Source organism: Cupriavidus sp. 2SB, from assembly GCF_005503625.1.
GTDB lineage: Bacteria > Pseudomonadota > Gammaproteobacteria > Burkholderiales > Burkholderiaceae > Cupriavidus.
The window spans coordinates 24,273-41,626 of record NZ_SCMX01000063.1; the positions used below are offsets into that span (position 1 = coordinate 24,273).

General features: G+C 62.3%; 16 protein-coding genes. 15 read left to right on the plus strand and 1 reads right to left on the minus strand.

What is annotated here, in order from left to right; all coding sequences use genetic code 11:
- Positions 1 to 3 precede the first annotated feature (3 nt).
- From odhB to FFS21_RS23980, 12 genes are all read left to right on the plus strand, one after another.
- Entirely contained in the window at positions 4 to 1,260 is a 1,257-nt protein-coding gene (odhB, locus tag FFS21_RS23925) for a 2-oxoglutarate dehydrogenase complex dihydrolipoyllysine-residue succinyltransferase (protein WP_137927188.1), read from the plus strand.
- A gap of 148 nt (positions 1,261 to 1,408) precedes the next feature.
- Entirely contained in the window at positions 1,409 to 2,833 is a 1,425-nt protein-coding gene (gene lpdA, locus FFS21_RS23930; protein ID WP_137927189.1) for a dihydrolipoyl dehydrogenase, read from the plus strand.
- 97 nt (positions 2,834 to 2,930) lie between these two features.
- Complete coding sequence (zapE, locus tag FFS21_RS23935) at positions 2,931 to 4,028, plus strand: cell division protein ZapE (RefSeq protein WP_137927190.1); 1,098 nt, start codon at positions 2,931 to 2,933, stop codon at positions 4,026 to 4,028.
- Between the two features lie 132 nt (positions 4,029 to 4,160).
- Positions 4,161 to 6,728: a heavy metal translocating P-type ATPase gene (locus tag FFS21_RS23940; protein WP_171020482.1), complete on the plus strand. Its 2,568-nt coding sequence runs from the start codon at positions 4,161 to 4,163 to the stop codon at positions 6,726 to 6,728.
- Positions 6,729 to 6,923, plus strand: a complete 195-nt coding sequence (gene ccoS / locus FFS21_RS23945) for a cbb3-type cytochrome oxidase assembly protein CcoS (RefSeq protein WP_137927191.1) — start codon at positions 6,729 to 6,731, stop codon at positions 6,921 to 6,923.
- 167 nt (positions 6,924 to 7,090) lie between these two features.
- On the plus strand, positions 7,091 to 8,539 hold the full coding sequence (gene ccoN, locus FFS21_RS23950) for a cytochrome-c oxidase, cbb3-type subunit I (protein WP_137927192.1): 1,449 nt from the start codon (positions 7,091 to 7,093) through the stop codon (positions 8,537 to 8,539).
- Between the two features lie 16 nt (positions 8,540 to 8,555).
- Positions 8,556 to 9,206, plus strand: a complete 651-nt coding sequence (ccoO, locus tag FFS21_RS23955) for a cytochrome-c oxidase, cbb3-type subunit II (RefSeq protein WP_137927193.1) — start codon at positions 8,556 to 8,558, stop codon at positions 9,204 to 9,206.
- Positions 9,207 to 9,210: 4 nt separating this feature from the next.
- Entirely contained in the window at positions 9,211 to 9,372 is a 162-nt protein-coding gene (locus FFS21_RS23960) for a cbb3-type cytochrome oxidase subunit 3 (protein WP_137927194.1), read from the plus strand.
- Positions 9,373 to 9,374: 2 nt separating this feature from the next.
- Positions 9,375 to 10,304: a cytochrome-c oxidase, cbb3-type subunit III gene (gene ccoP, locus FFS21_RS23965; protein ID WP_137927195.1), complete on the plus strand. Its 930-nt coding sequence runs from the start codon at positions 9,375 to 9,377 to the stop codon at positions 10,302 to 10,304.
- 51 nt (positions 10,305 to 10,355) lie between these two features.
- Positions 10,356 to 11,849, plus strand: coding sequence for a cytochrome c oxidase accessory protein CcoG (gene ccoG, locus FFS21_RS23970; RefSeq protein WP_137927196.1), 1,494 nt, complete (start codon positions 10,356 to 10,358; stop codon positions 11,847 to 11,849).
- 11 nt (positions 11,850 to 11,860) lie between these two features.
- Complete coding sequence (locus tag FFS21_RS23975) at positions 11,861 to 12,088, plus strand: FixH family protein (RefSeq protein ID WP_137927197.1); 228 nt, start codon at positions 11,861 to 11,863, stop codon at positions 12,086 to 12,088.
- Positions 12,085 to 12,330: a hypothetical protein gene (locus tag FFS21_RS23980; RefSeq protein WP_137927198.1), complete on the plus strand. Its 246-nt coding sequence runs from the start codon at positions 12,085 to 12,087 to the stop codon at positions 12,328 to 12,330. Before FFS21_RS23975 ends, FFS21_RS23980 begins: the two co-directional genes overlap by 4 nt.
- Before the next feature lie 66 nt (positions 12,331 to 12,396).
- On the opposite strand, the gene fnr is transcribed toward FFS21_RS23980, so the two are convergent.
- Positions 12,397 to 13,122 carry a fumarate/nitrate reduction transcriptional regulator Fnr gene (gene fnr, locus FFS21_RS23985; RefSeq protein WP_137927199.1) on the minus strand — a complete coding sequence of 242 codons (726 nt, stop codon included), beginning with the start codon at positions 13,120 to 13,122 and terminating at the stop codon, positions 12,397 to 12,399.
- Positions 13,123 to 13,206: 84 nt separating this feature from the next.
- Between fnr and FFS21_RS23990 the strand changes: the two genes are divergently transcribed.
- From FFS21_RS23990 to rluB, 3 genes are all read left to right on the plus strand, one after another.
- The gene (locus FFS21_RS23990; protein WP_137927200.1) at positions 13,207 to 13,977 is read left to right on the plus strand and encodes a sulfite exporter TauE/SafE family protein; all 771 of its coding nucleotides are present in this window, start codon (positions 13,207 to 13,209) and stop codon (positions 13,975 to 13,977) included.
- A gap of 548 nt (positions 13,978 to 14,525) precedes the next feature.
- Positions 14,526 to 15,434, plus strand: a complete 909-nt coding sequence (scpB, locus tag FFS21_RS23995) for an SMC-Scp complex subunit ScpB (RefSeq protein WP_137927201.1) — start codon at positions 14,526 to 14,528, stop codon at positions 15,432 to 15,434.
- A gap of 28 nt (positions 15,435 to 15,462) precedes the next feature.
- On the plus strand, positions 15,463 to 17,354 hold a 1,892-nt coding region (gene rluB, locus FFS21_RS24000; RefSeq protein WP_137927202.1), incomplete at its 3' end, for a 23S rRNA pseudouridine(2605) synthase RluB.

The following is a 17,354-nucleotide window of genomic DNA, read 5'->3' on the forward strand; positions in this document are numbered from 1 at the left end:
ACCATGGCTATTGTTGACGTCAAGGTTCCGCAGCTGTCTGAATCGGTCGCCGAAGCGACCATGCTGAACTGGAAGAAGAAGCCGGGCGAAGCTGTCGCTCAGGACGAAATCCTGATTGAAATCGAAACGGACAAGGTTGTGCTGGAAGTGCCGGCCCCGTCGGCTGGCGTGCTGTCGCAAGTGATCAAGAACGACGGCGACACCGTGGTGGCCGATGAGATCATCGCCAAGATCGACACGGAAGCCACTGCTGGCGCCGTGGCCCAGGCAGCTGCAGCTCCGGCACCCGCCGCAGCTGCACCGGCTCCGGCCGCTGCTGCCCCCGCAGCCGCTACGGCTGGCGGCATCGCCATGCCGTCGGCTGCCAAGCTGATGGCCGAAGGTGGCCTGTCGGCTTCGCAGGTTGCCGGCACCGGCAAGGACGGCCGCATCACCAAGGGTGACGTGCTGGCCGCTGGTTCGGCTCCTGCCCCGGCTGCCAAGGCTGCTCCGGCACCGGCCGCGGCCAAGCCCGCGCTGCAGCAAGTGGCAGCCAAGGTGGACTTCGCTGCGCTGGGTGATCGCCCGGAAGAGCGCGTGCCGATGAGCCGCCTGCGTGCCCGTATCGCCGAGCGCCTGATCCAGTCGCAATCGACCAACGCCATCCTGACCACGTTCAACGAAGTGAACATGAAGCCGGTGATGGATCTGCGCAACAAGTACAAGGATCGCTTCGAGAAGGAACATGGCGTGAAGCTGGGCTTCATGTCGTTCTTCGTGAAGGCCGCCGTGCACGCGCTGAAGAAGTACCCGATCATCAACGCTTCGGTCGACGGCAACGACATCCTGTACCACGGCTACTTCGACATCGGTATCGCCGTGGGTTCGCCGCGTGGCCTGGTGGTGCCGATCCTGCGCAACGCCGACCAGATGAGCCTGGCCGACATCGAGAAGAAGATTGCCGAGTTCGGTGCCAAGGCCCGTGACGGCAAGCTGTCTCTGGAAGAGCTGACCGGCGGTACGTTCTCGATCTCGAACGGCGGTACGTTCGGTTCGATGCTGTCGACGCCGATTATCAACCCGCCGCAATCGGCCATCCTGGGCGTGCACGCCACCAAGGACCGCGCCGTGGTGGAAGACGGCCAGATCGTGATCCGTCCGATGAACTACCTGGCCATGTCTTATGACCACCGTATCATCGACGGCCGCGAAGCCGTCCTGGGCCTGGTGGCCATGAAGGAAGCGCTGGAAGATCCGGCACGCCTGCTGCTGGACCTGTAATCGGTCCTATCCCCAGACAGACCTTGGTCTTTCGTTTGTCGTCGTCCCCACGCTTCGGCGTGGGGACCCGGCGAGCGCATCGCCATCGCGATGTGCCCGGATGGTCGCCAACCTGCGGCGGGCATGACGTGCCAAAGAGATAATTCCCATGAGCAAACAATTCGACGTGCTGGTGATCGGCGCCGGCCCCGGCGGCTACATCGCCGCCATTCGCGCTGCCCAGCTGGGCCTGAACGTGGCCTGCCTGGAAGGCAACGCTTACGACGATCCCAAGGGCGAAGCCCGCCTGGGCGGTACCTGCCTGAACGTGGGCTGCATCCCGTCCAAGGCACTGCTGGCTTCCTCGGAAGAATTCGAGAACGCTTCGCACCACCTGGCTGACCACGGCATCACCGTGGGCGACATCAAGGTCGACGTGGCCAAGATGCTCAAGCGCAAGGACGACATCGTCGGCAAGATGACCAAGGGCATCGAGTTCCTGTTCCGCAAGAACAAGATCACGCTGTTCAAGGGCTACGGCAAGTTCGCAGGCAAGGCTGCCGAAGGTTTCCAGGTGGAAGTCAACGGCGAGACACTGACTGCCAAGCAAGTCATCGTAGCCACGGGTTCGAAGGCTCGTCATCTGCCGGGCATCACCGTCGACAACAAGCTGATCAGCGATAACGAAGGCGCACTGAAGTACGACTCGGTGCCCAAGAAGCTCGGCGTGATCGGCGCTGGCGTGATCGGCCTGGAACTGGGTTCGGTGTGGCGCCGCCTGGGTGCCGACGTGACCGTGCTGGAAGCGTTGCCCGCATTCCTGGGCGCCGCTGACGAAGGCGTGGCCAAGGAAGCCCAGAAGCTGCTGACCAAGCAGGGTCTGAAGTTCAACCTCGGCGTCAAGGTCAACGAAGTCAAGACCGGCAAGGACAACGTCACTGTCAACTACACGGACAAGGACGGCAAGGACCAGACGCTCGAAGTGGATCGTCTGATCGTGTCGGTCGGCCGTGTGCCGAACACCGACAACCTGAACCTGGAAGCTGTTGGCCTGGGTGTGGACCAGCGCGGTTTCATCGAGGTGGACGACCACTGCCAGACCAAGGTGCCGGGCATCTGGGCAATTGGCGACGTGGTGCGTGGCCCGATGCTGGCACACAAGGCAGAAGACGAAGGCGTGGCCGTGGCCGAGCGTATCGTTGGCCAGAAGCCGCACATCGATTTCAACACGGTGCCGTGGGTGATCTACACGTTCCCGGAAATCGCCTGGGTCGGCAAGACCGAGCAACAGCTGAAGGCCGAAGGCCGTGCCTACAAGTCCGGTCAGTTCCCGTTCATGGCCAACGGCCGTGCGCTGGGCATGGGCGCTGCTGACGGCTTCGTCAAGATGCTGGCGGATGCCAAGACCGACGAAATCCTCGGCGTGCACATCGTGGCCGCGAACGCTTCGGACCTGATCGCCGAAGCCGTGGTGGCGATGGAGTTCAAGGCAGCAAGCGAGGACATCGGCCGCGTTTGCCACCCGCACCCGTCGATGTCGGAAGTCATGCGCGAAGCTGCGCTGGCTGTCGACAAGCGTCAGTTGAATATGTAATGCATCCGTTCACCTTCCGGTGAACCCCGGCGCGCCGCGATTTCTGCGGCGCGCCGTTTTCGCTTTGCAAGCATCAGAATTTTCGTAGGCCCCCACGATGAACGTCACCGAGTTTTACGAGCACGAACTCAAGCAGCGCGGCTATCAGTCCGATGAGGCGCAACTGCGTGCCGTGGCGCGGCTGCAGCATTGCTACGACGAATGGGTGGCCTACAAAAGCCGCCGCAACAATACGCTGAAAAAGTGGCTCGTGCATCCTGACGTGCCCAAGGGCGTGTACCTGTGGGGCGGGGTAGGGCGCGGCAAGTCCTTCCTGATGGACAGCTTCTATTCCTGCGTGCCCGTGGTGCGCAAGACGCGACTCCATTTTCACGAGTTCATGCGCGAGGTACACCGCGAACTCGAAGAATTACGCGGCAGGCCCGATCCGCTCGACGAGTTGGCAAAACGGATTGCACGACGCTTCCGACTGATCTGTTTCGATGAGTTCCACGTCAGCGACGTGGCCGACGCCATGATGTTGCACCGGCTGCTGCAACAACTGTTCGACAACGGCGTGCAGTTCGTGATGACTTCGAACTATCGCCCGGACTTGCTGTACCCGGACGGCCTGCACCGTGATCGCGTGCTGCCAGCTATCGCATTGCTGCAAACCAAGTTGGATGTGCTGAACGTCGATGCCGGCATCGACTACCGCAAGCGCGCACTGGAGCAGGTAGATGCATACCACACGCCGCTCAGCCGCGAGGCCAGCGCTGCGCTGCGCGATGCTTTCACGTCTATTGCAGGTACGGCCGACGAATCGCCGATACTGCATATCGAACATCGCGAAATCAAATCGCTGCGCAAGGCCAATGGCGTGGTCTGGTTCGACTTTGCCACGCTGTGCGGCGGTCCGCGTTCACAGAACGACTACCTGGAAATCGCTTCGCAGTTCCACACCGTGATCCTGTCGGACGTGCCGAAGATGACACCGCGTATGTCCTCTGAGGCGCGCCGCTTCACCTGGCTGATCGATGTCTTCTACGACCACAAGGTCAAGCTGCTGATATCGGCCGAGGTCCCCGCCGACGAGCTTTACACGGAAGGGCAGATGGCCAGCGAATTCCATCGCACGGTCTCGCGAATCATCGAGATGCAGTCGCGCGAATACCTGGAGTCGGAACGACGCGTGATGGACACGTCGCTGACCTGACCTCTGGAAGCCCGCTGTTGTTTGTGGGAAACCGGTGGCGGGAGAATCCGCCCCGGTAGTTTCTGACTTGACTTGCATCAACGCAGGGTGAGTTTTTTTTACCTAATATCCGTTGGGTAAAAAAAGCGCGCCATGCCGTCGATAAATCCTGCCCCCTTCGCGCCATCTCTTTCCGTAGCCAGTGCTGCGAGCCTTCCCGTCGGCACCAATCACTCGACGGCGACCTCCTCAGATTCTGCATCCGACTGTTTTCACTGTGGCCAGCCTCTCAATGATGCCGCGCCATTAGTCGCGCCTATCGAAGGGCAACAACGCGTCTTCTGTTGCGCAGGCTGCCAGACGCTCGCGCAGACGCTCCATGCGGCCGGTTTTGGCCACCTCTATCGCGACATCACCCGCTTTGCCCGCCCACTCGATGCCGAGGCCCGGCGTGAGGCCGAGCCAATTTGGGCGGCTTACGACACGCCCGAGTTGCGCGGCCAGTTCGTTCGCGAGTTGGGCGACGGGCGTTGCGAGATTACGCTCGCGCCAGAGAACATTCGTTGTGCGGCCTGCGCGTGGCTGATCGAACAGCATCTGAATCAGTTGGAAGGCGTGGAGTCGGTGGTGGCGAACGTGGCGACACGCCGCGTTGTCGTGCGCTGGCGCGCGGCATCGCAGGGTGTGGCGGCACTACTTGGCAGGTTGGCGGACATTGGCTACACGGCCTGGCCGTTCGAGGTGTCGCGCACGGATCGGCAGGATCGTCGCGAGCGGCGCGGCTTGCTGATGCGCATGGCCGTGGCGATGCTCGGCATGATGCAGGTGATGATGTATGCGTGGCCGCTCTATACGCATGAAGCCACGATCGATCCCGGCCAACTTCAGTTGATGCGCTGGGCCAGCTTTGCGCTGACGCTACCGGTGGTCTTCTATTCGGCCTCGCCAATCTTTGCAGGAGCCTGGCGTGCGCTGCGGCAGCGCCATATGGGGATGGACGTCCCCGTGGCGATTGGCGTTGCTGCCGGCTTCCTCGCCAGCGCCGTGGCAACGGTGCGAGGCATCGGAGAAGTCTATTTCGATTCGGTCACGATGTTCGTGGCATTCCTGCTGCTGGCGCGCTATCTGGAATTGCGTATGCGCCAGGCCTCGCGCAGTGGTGCCGAGATGCTCGCGCGGCAACTTCCCGCTACCTGCGAGCGTATCGCCCATGGTGGCGGGCAGGGCGAGCGCATCCCCGTGGCACGGTTGCAGCCCGGTGACCGGATTCGGGTCAAGGCCGGCGAGATCGTGCCTGCCGATGGTGTGGTGGTGGCCGGTGCGAGCGAGATAGATGAATCCATGCTGACCGGCGAGGCGCGCCCGGTGACGCGTGAAATAGGCGATGCGGTGCTGGCAGGTTGCTTCAATGCCGCGAGTCCGCTGGAAGTGCGCATTGACCGGATCGGTGCGCAAACGCGATTGGCCGAGATCGTTGCAGTCCTGGACCGCGCGCTCGCTGACAAGCCACGGCTCGCCCAACTGGCGGATCGGGTGGCCGGATGGTTCGTGGGGCTGCTGCTGCTGATGGCAGCCGTAACAGGGTTGGTTTGGGCCGTCTGGATCGATCCGTCACGTGCGGTGCTGGTGACAGTGGCAGTGCTGGTGGTGAGTTGTCCGTGTGCGCTGTCGCTGGCTACGCCGGCGGCGCTGGCGGCGGCCGGTGCGGCGTTATCGCGGCGGGGCGTGCTGTTGACGCGCGCTCATGCGCTGGAGACGCTGGCGAGCGTCACCGACGTGATGCTCGATAAGACAGGCACGTTGACCGAGGGACGATTCGCGCTCGTCGAAACGCAAACTTTCGGCGATCTCGATGCGGCGGGCTGCGCGCAGATCGCTCGGACCCTCGAACGTGGCGGCGAGCATCCGATCGCACGGGCATTTGCCGAGCCGGCGGGCACGGCCGGCGATGCCTCACTGACAGTGACAGATCTGCGCAACGTGCCGGGGCAGGGGCTGGAGGCAACAGTCGATGGCCGTAAGGTGCGTCTCGGTCGTCGAGAATTCGTAGCGGTTTTGTCAGGCGATGTCAATGGGGGCGTCGCGCGGTTGGATGCCGGACACCCCGGCGCAACCGAAGTCTGGCTTGGCGATACCCACAATATCCTCGGATGCTTTCGACTTGCCGATGTCGAGCGGCCGCAGACCGCCGCGCTGCTGTGCCAGTTAAAAGCGCTCGGTGTGCGCTGCCACCTCGTTTCCGGCGACACGGATGCGGCGGTGCGTTGGTGGGCCGGGCATTTCCAGATAGCAACTGCGGCAGGCGCCGTGACACCTGAGGGCAAGCGTGAGTATGTCAGCGCACTGCAGCGCAATGGCGCGGTAGTGCTGGCAGTTGGCGACGGCATCAACGATGCGCCGGTGCTGGCGCAGGCCCAGGTATCGATCGCAATTGGTGGCGGTGCCCCGCTCGCGCAGGCCGGCGCCGATGCGGTGTTGACTCATGGCGGCATCGCGGAGATTGCCACGGCTATTGCCGTCGCGCGCCGAACGCGCCGCGTCATCCGCCAGAACCTGGGCTGGGCATTTACCTACAACGTGGTCGCAATCCCGCTGGCCGCAACGGGCTTCGTCACCGCATGGATGGCTGGCATCGGCATGTCGCTGTCCTCGCTACTGGTGGTGGCGAATGCCTGGCGACTATTGCGCGTGCGCACCGCGACGCGGCCTCGGGAGTCTTGAATGGAAACACTGTATCTGCTGGTGCCGATGAGCCTGGTGCTCGCCGCGTTGATCGCGGGTGCCTTGTGGTGGGCCTTGCATGCCGGCCAGTACGACGATCTGGAGCGTCCCGGCGAAGCCATTCTTCTCGACAACGATACCCCTGCGGATTTGACTCGTATCGGGCGTTCGTCGCGCGGGTCGGACAAGTCTTAGAAGCACTGGGAAAGTGCCTGGGGACAGCGTGGGCGCAACAGACCAACTTATTTGCGCTCGGTTCTCCGGACATGCGGTTGTGTTGATCGAAGTCAAGACGATGGCCGTGCCGTTTTTCTAAAGTCACACCGTCAATAGGTTTATTCTTTCTTAGCTTGGGGGTCTGAATGGCTGTCACCACCGCGTCTCCACGCGTCGACACCTTCAACTATGGCGTGGTGCGGCTGTTTGCCGTCATGACCGTGGTCTGGGGTATCGTCGGCATGGCCGTAGGCGTTCTGCTTGCGGCGCAACTGATCTGGCCGGAACTGAATTTCAATACGCCGTGGCTGTCATTCGGCCGTCTGCGTCCACTTCACACCAACGCCGTTATCTTCGCCTTCGGCGGTAGCGCACTGTTTGCCACGTCGTATTACGTGGTTCAGCGTACGTGCCAGGCGCGGCTGTTCTGCGGACCGCTCGCCGCCTTTACGTTCTGGGGCTGGCAACTTGTCATCATCGCCGCCGCGATCACCCTGCCGATGGGCATTACGACTTCCAAGGAGTATGCGGAACTCGAATGGCCCATCGACATCCTGATCACGCTGGTCTGGGTGGCGTATGCCATCGTCTTTTTCGGCACGATTGTCAAGCGCAAGACCCGCCACATTTATGTGGCCAACTGGTTCTTCGGCGCCTATATCCTGACCATCGCCATCCTGCATATCGTCAACAACATCGAGATGCCGGCGTCGATGTGGAAGTCGTACTCCGCTTATGCAGGCGTGCAGGACGCGATGATCCAATGGTGGTACGGCCATAATGCAGTGGGCTTCTTCCTGACCACCAGCTTCCTCGGCATGATGTACTACTTCATTCCGAAGCAGGCCGAGCGCCCGATCTATTCCTACCGCCTGTCGATCGTCCACTTCTGGGCGCTCAACTTCACGTATATGTGGGCGGGTCCCCATCACCTCCAATACACGGCGCTGCCCGACTGGGCGCAATCGCTTGGCATGGTGTTCTCGCTGATCCTGCTCGCGCCATCCTGGGGCGGCATGATCAACGGCATCATGACCATGTCCGGCGCCTGGCACAAGCTGCGCACCGATCCGATTCTCAAGTTCCTCGTTGTCGCACTCTCGTTCTACGGCATGGCGACCTTCGAAGGCTCGATGATGTCGATCAAGACCGTCAATGCGCTTTCTCACTACACGGACTGGACGATCGGCCACGTGCATTCCGGCGCGCTCGGCTGGGTGGCGATGATTTCGATCGGCTCCCTGTATTACCTCATTCCGCGCTTGTTCGGGCAGAAGGAAATGTTCAGCGTCCGCCTGATCGAATGGCATTTCTGGATCGCAACCATCGGCGTGGTGTTGTACATCGCCTCGATGTGGATTGCTGGCGTGATGGAAGGCCTGATGTGGCGCGCCACGCAGCCGGACGGCACGTTGACTTATGCGTTCGTCGAAGCCGTAAAAGCCAAGTATCCGTTCTACCTGATCCGTCTGCTCGGAGGTATCTGCTTCCTGGCCGGGATGTTCGTCATGGCCTACAACGTCGTCCGCACCATCGTTGGCAAGCCTGCCGTCGATGCGCCGATTCCGACCAGCCTGCCGGCTTCCGCCCACTGATCGCGAGGATAGAACGATGTCTCAGAATCAAAGTTTCTTTCGTCACGAGACGCTCGAGAAGAACGTCGGATGGCTGATTGTCGCGACGATCATCGTCGTGAGTATTGCGGGCCTGGTGCAGATCGTACCGCTGTTCTTCCAGCACTCGACCACCAAGCCCGATCCCGGCATCACGCCGTATTCGCCGCTGCGGCTGATGGGCCGCGATATCTATATCCGCGAGGGTTGTGCGGGTTGCCATTCGCAACAGGTTCGCACGCTGCAGGCCGAAACGGAACGCTACGGCCATTTCTCGACGGCAGGAGAGTCGGTGTATGACCACCCGTTCCTGTGGGGTTCCAAGCGCACGGGTCCTGATCTGGCGCGCGTAGGCGGCCGCTACTCCGACGACTGGCAGCGCATCCATCTGCGCAGTCCGCGTGATGTCGTGCCGGAATCGGTGATGCCGTCCTATCCGTGGCTCGAGAAGACGCCGTTGCCGACCGATTCGGTGCAGCCGCGTATGCGGGCCCTCCAACGGCTTGGCGTGCCGTACACCGATGCGGAAATCGAGCGGGCACCGGAGGATCTGGTGGGCAAGACCGAGGAGGACGCGATGGTGGCGTACCTGCAGGGTCTGGGCCTGAACCGCCGCAATGTGCGCGTGGAAGCGGCGCCGAAGGAGTGAAGCCATGGTGATCATCACTGCCATTGCCACTGTCATTTCGATGGTGACATTTCTGGCCATCTGCTGGTGGGCATGGTCGGCGGGGCGCAAGGGCGCCAACGAGGAATCGGCGATGCTGCCCTTTGCCTTGCCTGACGAAGATAACAATCCAAGGCGGAATTCGTAACCATGAGCGATTTCATCTCCGATATCTGGGGCCACTACATTGCGGCCATCGCGCTGATCGGCATTGCCTGGTGCGTCTGGCTGCTGTTCTCCCAGCGCAAGATGCCAAAGGGCGTCAGCACCTCCGACGACACGGGCCACGTGTGGGATGACGACCTACGCGAGCTGAACAATCCGCTGCCGCGCTGGTGGATGTGGATGTTCCTGTTGGCCTGCGTGTTCGGACTGGGCTATCTGATCCTCTTTCCGGGACTGGGCGCCTATCCTGGCGTGCTGAAGACCTCGTCCCAGGTGGAGCTGGCCGCGCACCGCGAGGCCGCCGAGCGCATGCAGCATCAGATCTACGCCAAGTACCTGAAGATGGATGTCAAGCAGGTGGCGGCCGACCCCGAGGCGCGCGAGATCGGCCAGCGACTATTCCTCAACTATTGCGCGCAGTGCCATGGATCCGATGCGCGTGGCAGCCGCGGCTTTCCCAACCTGACCGACAACGACTGGTTGTATGGCGGTGAGCCCGACACCATCCAGCAATCGATCACCAAGGGGCGCAATGGCGTGATGCCGCCGCTGACTGGCGTCATCGACGCAAAGCTGGCTGGCGATACCGCGCAGTATGTGCGCTCGCTGTCCGGGCTGGCCTACGACCCGATCCGGGCATCGCGCGGCGAAAGCACGTTCAAGTCGACCTGTGCGGCGTGCCACGGTGGCACAGGCAAAGGCAACCAGGCATTGGGCGCGCCGAACCTGTCCGATAACGTCTGGCTGTACAGCAGTTCGGAAGGCGCGATCGTCGATGCCATCCTGAAGGGCCACAACGGCCACATGCCAGCGCACGAAGAAATCCTGACGCCGGAGCGTATCCGGATGCTGACTGCCTACGTGTGGGGACTCTCCAGTACCTCCAGCGCTGCGGCCGGAGCAGCCGGGCAATGACAAACCGCCCCGGCCAGCGACGGCGCTGACCGGGGCATTAGGGCTAGTCCCATGAATGCGCCCCTGAAATCCCCTCCTGAAGGACCCGAGGTCTCAGAGACTCGGGGATGGCGCCCCGCGCCACCGCCCAAGACCGCTAACGATGCAACGGAAGAAGCGTTGTACGAGGTGCGCCGCAAGATCTACCCGCGCTCGGTGAAAGGCGCGTTTTCGAGCTGGCGCGTATGGCTCGTCATCCTGACGCAACTGGTCTACTACGGTGCGCCCTGGCTGCAATGGAACGACCGGCAGGCCGTTCTGTTCGACCTCGGAGCACGCAAGTTCTACATTTTCGGTCTTGTGCTCTGGCCGCAGGACGTGATCTATCTCGCCGTGCTCCTGGTCATTTCGGCGCTGGCACTTTTTCTGTTCACCGCCATCGCCGGCCGGCTCTTCTGTGGCTACGCTTGTCCTCAGACGGTCTACACGGAAATATTCATGTGGATCGAGCGGCGTGTGGAAGGTGATCGCATCGCGCGCATCCGGCTCGATGGCGATCCATGGAGTTTGCGCAAGTTCAGGATCAAGACGACGAAGCATACGCTCTGGATCCTGATCGCCCTCTGGACCGGCTTCACATTCATCGGCTATTTCGCGCCGATCCGGGAGCTTGGCAGCGAGATACTGCAGTGGTCACTGGGGCCGTGGCAGGCATTCTGGATGCTTTTCTATGCGTTCGCTACCTGGGGCGCCGCCGGCTTCATGCGTGAGCAGGTCTGCAAGTACATGTGTCCGTATGCGCGTTTCCAGAGCGTGATGGTGGACCGCGACACCTTTGTGGTGACCTATGACGTGGGGCGTGGTGAGCCGCGCGGCGGCCGCTCGCGGAAGCTGGATCACCGTGCCGCCGGCCTGGGCGACTGCGTGGACTGCAGCATCTGCGTGCAGGTGTGCCCGACGGGGATCGATATCCGGGACGGCCTCCAGTACGAATGCATTGGATGCGGAGCTTGTATCGACGCCTGCAATCAGGTCATGGACAAGCTGGAGTACCCGCGCGGGCTGATCCGGTACACCTCCGAGAATGCCATGCGATCGGCGTTGTCCATTGCCGAGGCCCGCAAGCGGCTGGTGCGGCCTCGCACCATGATCTACATGGTGATCTGGCTGGCACTGATGGGTGGCTTTGCCGCGTCGCTGGCGATGCGCACGCCGCTGAAGGTCGACATCATTCGAGACCGTGGAGCGCTTGGTCGCGAGGTGGATGGACGCTGGGTCGAGAACGTGTACCGGTTGCAGTTGATCAATGCCACCGAGTCACCAGTGACAATCGATGTGAAGGTAGATGGCTACGATATGAAAGGGCTCACCGTCGAGTATGACCAGACGGCCAGCACTCTAGATCCCACGTCGAACCGGCTGTTGCCAATTCGCATCCGTGTGCCGATCGAAGACGCCAGGCAAGGTACCCACAAGATCGACGTGACGGTCACGGCGGAAACCGAGTCGCAACGCCGGTCGCAGATCCGTCAGAGCACAAGCTTTATCGTTCCCCGCAACTTGTAAGAGGAGATGCAATGGCTCAGCGCCCCCAACAGCCTCCCCATGCCGTTCGACCCTGGTACAAGGAGCCGTGGCCGTGGATCTTGATGGCCGGCCCGATGCTGGCGATGGTGGGTTGTGGTATCACGATCTGGCTGGCCAGCACACATGCGGACGTCCCTGTGCGCGATGCCACCCGCCATGGACTGGTCGTCGAGAAAGCCGATGTCGGAAGCGCCACGGAACAAGGGAGTCATCCATGAGGTTGCGCTGGCTGATGTGGGTACTGTGGCCAGCGTTTCTGATGGGTGGCGCGGCTACGGCGGTAGTGTTTTCCGTTGTCGACCCGGGAGACATCAGTTTCTTCGGCCAACCGGTGGAGGCTTCGAGGCAGGCGATCTACACCGTGGGCTTTCTGCTGGCGTGGCTGTTCTGCGCACTGTCCAGCGGTCTCACGCTTTACACGATGCCGGGCAGGCTCAGCGATACCGATGAACTCGAATAGCAATTTCGCAAAAAAAGCCGCAACAGCGTGATGCTGTGCGGCTCTGGTCTTGCAGCAGGATGGCGCCTAGCAGGAGCGACTATAGACCTGCTTGATGCCAGCCATGTCGATGATCTTCACATGCCGTTGACGAATTTGGATCAGGCCAGCTTCCGCGAACCGGGAGAACAGGCGGCTGACGGTTTCGAGCTTGAGGCCGAGATAGCTGCCGATTTCCTCGCGGCTCATGCGCAGCACGAACTCCGTGGAGGAATAACCGCGTGCGGAGAGGCGCTCGGACATATTGACGAGGAAGGCGGCGAGTCTCTCTTCGGCACGCATCGAGCCAAGCGTGATCAGCATGACCTGGTCCTGCGAGATCTCCTTGCTCATAAGTCGCAGGAACTGACCTTGCAGCGAAGGCAGATGATTCGACAGCGATTGCAGATCGTCGAACCGCACGACGCAGACTTCAGCGTCCTCGAGGGCGGTCGCATCCGATGCATGTTGCATCTCGCCGAGTCCATCGAGGCCGATGACTTCTCCCGGAAGATGGAAGCCGGTAATTTGAGTACGCCCATCCTCCATGGTGACGTGGGTTTTCAGCGTGCCGAAACGAATGGCGTAGACCGCGGAGAGCGGTTCACCCATTCGATACAGCGTTTCGCCCTTGTGGACACGCACGCGCTCCTGCACGATAGTGTCCATTTTTACGAGGTCCTGCTGCGACATGCCCACGGGCAGGCAGAGTTGGCCCATGGCACACGTGGAGCAGCGTGGCGACATCTCGGTAACGGGGATGGAAGTCAGCAATTGAAGTGCTCGTTTGAATGCGCTTGCAGCGAGGGCGCGATGCATGCATTTTACAGCGTCGAGTGACGCGGAAGCGAGGAACAGTTGCCATTTGGCGTGCTTTTAAGCGTTTTTCTGATTGCCCTGTTTGGCGGTGTGCATTGCGCGGCGATGTGTGGAGGAATTGCTATTGCAGTCGAACAAAATCCGCAGCAAGTGCAACAGACGGTCTCGTTCTTGCACCGTTCTAGACGGCACTGGTGGATGTCGATTTGCGTCATGCATGCGGGCCGGGTGACGACGTACATGTTGCTCGGCGCATTGGCCGGTGCAGTGGGTGCGGCGGCGTGGGCGCACGACTATCTGCCATTGCAGCGATGGCTGTTCGGCGTGGGGAGCCTGTTGCTGATCATGGCCGGATTGTGGTTGCTTTTCGGCTGGCAGATGCGCATGGGTGCCGTGGAACGTTTTGTCGCGCGGATCGCTTCGCACGTCGCCAAGCTCTTGCGGCATGTTCGATCGACTCAGGGGTTGCATGGCGGTCCTGCCGCGGTGCCGTCAGCGATGCACCGATTCGGCATGGGTCTTGTATGGGGTATGGTGCCCTGCGGAATGATCTATAGTGCGCTCGGGTTGGCGTTGTTGGCGGGCAATGCTTCGTCGGGCGCACTCGTCATGGGAGCCTTCGGACTAGGTACTTTGCCGAATCTGCTGGTGATCTCGGGGTTGTCCGGTTACCTGCGGCAGTGGTCGCGCAAGCGGTGGGTTCGCACCGTTTCAGCTTTGCTCGTGGCGGGTTTCGGGTTGCTGGGGGTGGCCCGCGCCGTATGGCTTCCGGAGACCCTTGCGCACGCCGGATTCTGCGTGGTGTTCTGAATCGGCCACAGCCCCGGGTTGCGGTATCCGGCGGTAATGCCATACAATCGCGAGAACCACGGTATCGCGCCGCGTCATGCACGAGGCGTCGCCGGGGCGGTTTCTCTCATCAGGGATGCCCGCCCAGGGTTTCTGGCCATGCAGTTGCATGCCGGAACCATCCCCACAGTCCATCCGGTTCAAAAGATCTGGTTAAAAGGCCGACGGCGGTGTGGAAGGTGACGCCGGGTCAGGGCGAAGTTTCCTGAGCCGATATCCGATTGTTTCTTGCCGTCTTGGTCATGCGTTGGCCCAGGCGAATGTCCGCCCCGAAGGGGAGGCGCGACGCAAGAGGTCCGTCGACCGGTGATGGCTGCCGGCCCTGGACGATCTCCTGCCGGACAGTCCCGGCAATTCGATGCAAAGAACGAGGTGCACGGCGGCGCTGAAACCAGCGTGGACCGTCTGCGCGACGAGATGGCGATGGCTTTGGCCTCGCTGTATCTGCAATCTCCAGTGCCCCGGGATTCGTCCGGGGGCAGGTGCAAAGACAGGCTGCACACAATCACATGAATACCCAAGAGGCGAAGATCGTCCTCGAGACCGCGCTGATCTGTGCGCAGGAACCGTTGCGCGTCGGTGATCTGCGACGGTTGTTTGCCGACGATGTCGGTGCCGACACGATCCGGGTGCTCCTCGAAGAGTTGCGGAACGATTGGCAACGGCGTGGCGTGGAACTCGTGGCGCTGGCGAGCGGCTGGCGTTTTCAGAGCCGGCCCGAAATGCGCGAGTATCTCGACCGGCTCAATCCGGAAAAGCCGCCCAAGTATTCCCGCGCGGTGATGGAAACGCTGGCGATCATCGCGTATCGCCAGCCGGTGACGCGTGGCGACATCGAAGAAATCCGCGGAGTGACGGTCAGTACGGAAGTCGTCAAAAAGCTTGAGGACCGCGACTGGATCGAAGTGATCGGCCATCGTGACGTTCCTGGACGCCCGGCACTCTATGCGACGACCAAGGCGTTTCTCGATGACCTTGGCTTGCGTTCGCTGGACGAACTCCCGCCGCTTGAGGATGCTCAGGCGCAGGCCCAGGCAACGTTGCTGGATCAACAAGCCATCGACTTCGAAGATATCGCCACGGCCAATCCGCCTGCTGGCGACGAAGAGGCTTTTGCGGCCACGGAAGTGGTCCCCAACGCCGTGACGCCGGCGGACACCGAGAAGGCCGATGCGGAGACGCCGGCCAATTTGGAAACTGCCGATTCCACCGCGGTCATTGAAGGCGCATCGCAAGAACAAGAAAGCAGCGTCGAGTCCGATCCCCCGTCACTCGGGCAGGACGACGACGTGCCGCTGGCGCATGCCAACGGTTTCCACGTGGACACTCAGGCTTCCGTTTCGGAAGTTGCCGAGGAATCGGGTCTGGAGGGCGACGCGCCTTATCCGGCCGAGGACGACGAGCGCGTGTCCAACTGAATAACATGCAACATCGATAGTGAATACTTTGTCTGATTCCGCTGATCAAGACGTCCGCCAGCCGGACGTGCCGGGCGACACCGGCGCAGCGCCCGATACGGGCAATGGCGCGGACGGCGCGCCGCGCCGCAAGGGCCTCCGCCGCGGTCTGCGAAACCTGGTGGCGTCCCGCCGCCAGGGTGCCCAGGATCGGGATGCCGGTCGGGGTGATGCCGATGCGCCGCCGGTGCAGGCCGAAGAGGGTGCGCAGCCCGCAGCACCGCGGACACGCGGCCGACGCAAGCCTGCGCCTGCCGCCGATGCCGGTGAACAGGTCGCGGCTCCACGGGCGGAAATGCGGCCGGCTAATCCGCGCCAGTCCGAATCGGGCGAAGGCCAGTCGCAGCGCCGTCGGCGGCAGCAGCCGCAACGTAAGGCTGCGATGGTCGACGGTGAGAACAAGCCAGCAGCCGAGCAGGCCGGCAGGCGCAACAAGCCAGGCCCGCAGCAGCGCAAGGGCCAGGGTGGCGCTGGCAAACCGGGTGGTCGCGGCGATCAGCGCCAGGGTGAATCCCGTCAAGGTGACAAGTCGGCGAAGCCCGCCGGCAAGGCGCTCAAGGCTGCAGGTGGCGAGGATCTGTTTCGCTTTGTGATCTCCGAGCAGTTCGACCAGGAAGACATGGTCGTTCCGCGCACAAAGGCGAAGCCCGTTCGCGAGCTGACATCGGATGACGATGCGCCGAAGCTGCACAAGGTGTTGGCTGACGGTGGGCTGGGGTCCCGCCGCGAAATGGAAGAACTGATCCTGCAGGGTCGTGTTTCCGTCAACGGGCTTCCGGCACATATTGGCCAGCGGATCCTGCCGGCCGATCAGGTGCGCGTAAACGGCAAGCTGATCCACCGCAAGATTACGACCAAGCCGCCCCGGGTGTTGCTGTATCACAAGCCAGCCGGCGAAATCGTCAGCCAGTCGGATCCGGAAGGCCGTCCGACCGTATTCGACAGCCTGCCGCGAATCAAGAACGGCAAGTGGGTGGCCGTGGGCCGGCTGGACTTCAATACCGAGGGCCTGCTGATTTTCACGACTTCGGGCGATATCGCCAACCGCTTCATGCACCCGCGCTATGGCGTGGAGCGTGAATACGCGGTGCGCACGCTGGGTGAGCTGGCCGAGTCCGATCGTCAGCGTCTGCTTCACGGCATCGAACTCGACGACGGCCAGGCTAACTTCCTGCAGATCGCCGATGGCGGTGGCGAGGGTGTGAACCAGTGGTATCACGTAGCGCTGACCGAAGGACGGAACCGCGAAGTACGCCGCATGTTCGAGGCGGTGGGCCTGACCGTTTCACGCCTAATTCGCACACGCTACGGGCAATTCCTGTTGCCGCGTGGTCTCAAGCGTGGCCGTTGGCAGGAACTCGAAGCCACCGAGGTGCGCAACCTGATGGCCAATATCGGCCTGAAAGCACCGGCCAAGGGCGAGCAGGGCGGCGGCAAGGGAATGACCAAGGTGGGCGGGCGGAAGGCGCGCACCGAGGCTGCGATCGCGGGGATGCCCATGGTCACGGGCATGGATGGACTGCCGCGGTTCGAGAAAGCCGGTGGCAATCGCGGTGGCGGTAACGCCGGCCGCGGCCAGCCTGATCCGATGCAGACGTCAATGGGCTACATCCCGTCGGGTCCTGCGCCGCTGACGTCACACTCGACGAAGTTTGGGGGTGGCATGGGCGGTATGGGTGGCGGTGCGCGTGGTCCTGGCGGTGCAGGTGGCCGTGGGCGTGGTGGAAGCGCTGGCAATGCTAGCAACGCCGGTGGCAACCGTCCGCGTCGTGGCGGTGGCGAGGTGAACGGCAATGTGATGCCGAAGGCTGCCAAGGGCGGCGGCAATGCCCGTGGCAATAGCGGTGGCGGGGCGGGTGGTGGTGGCGCACGGCGTCCGCG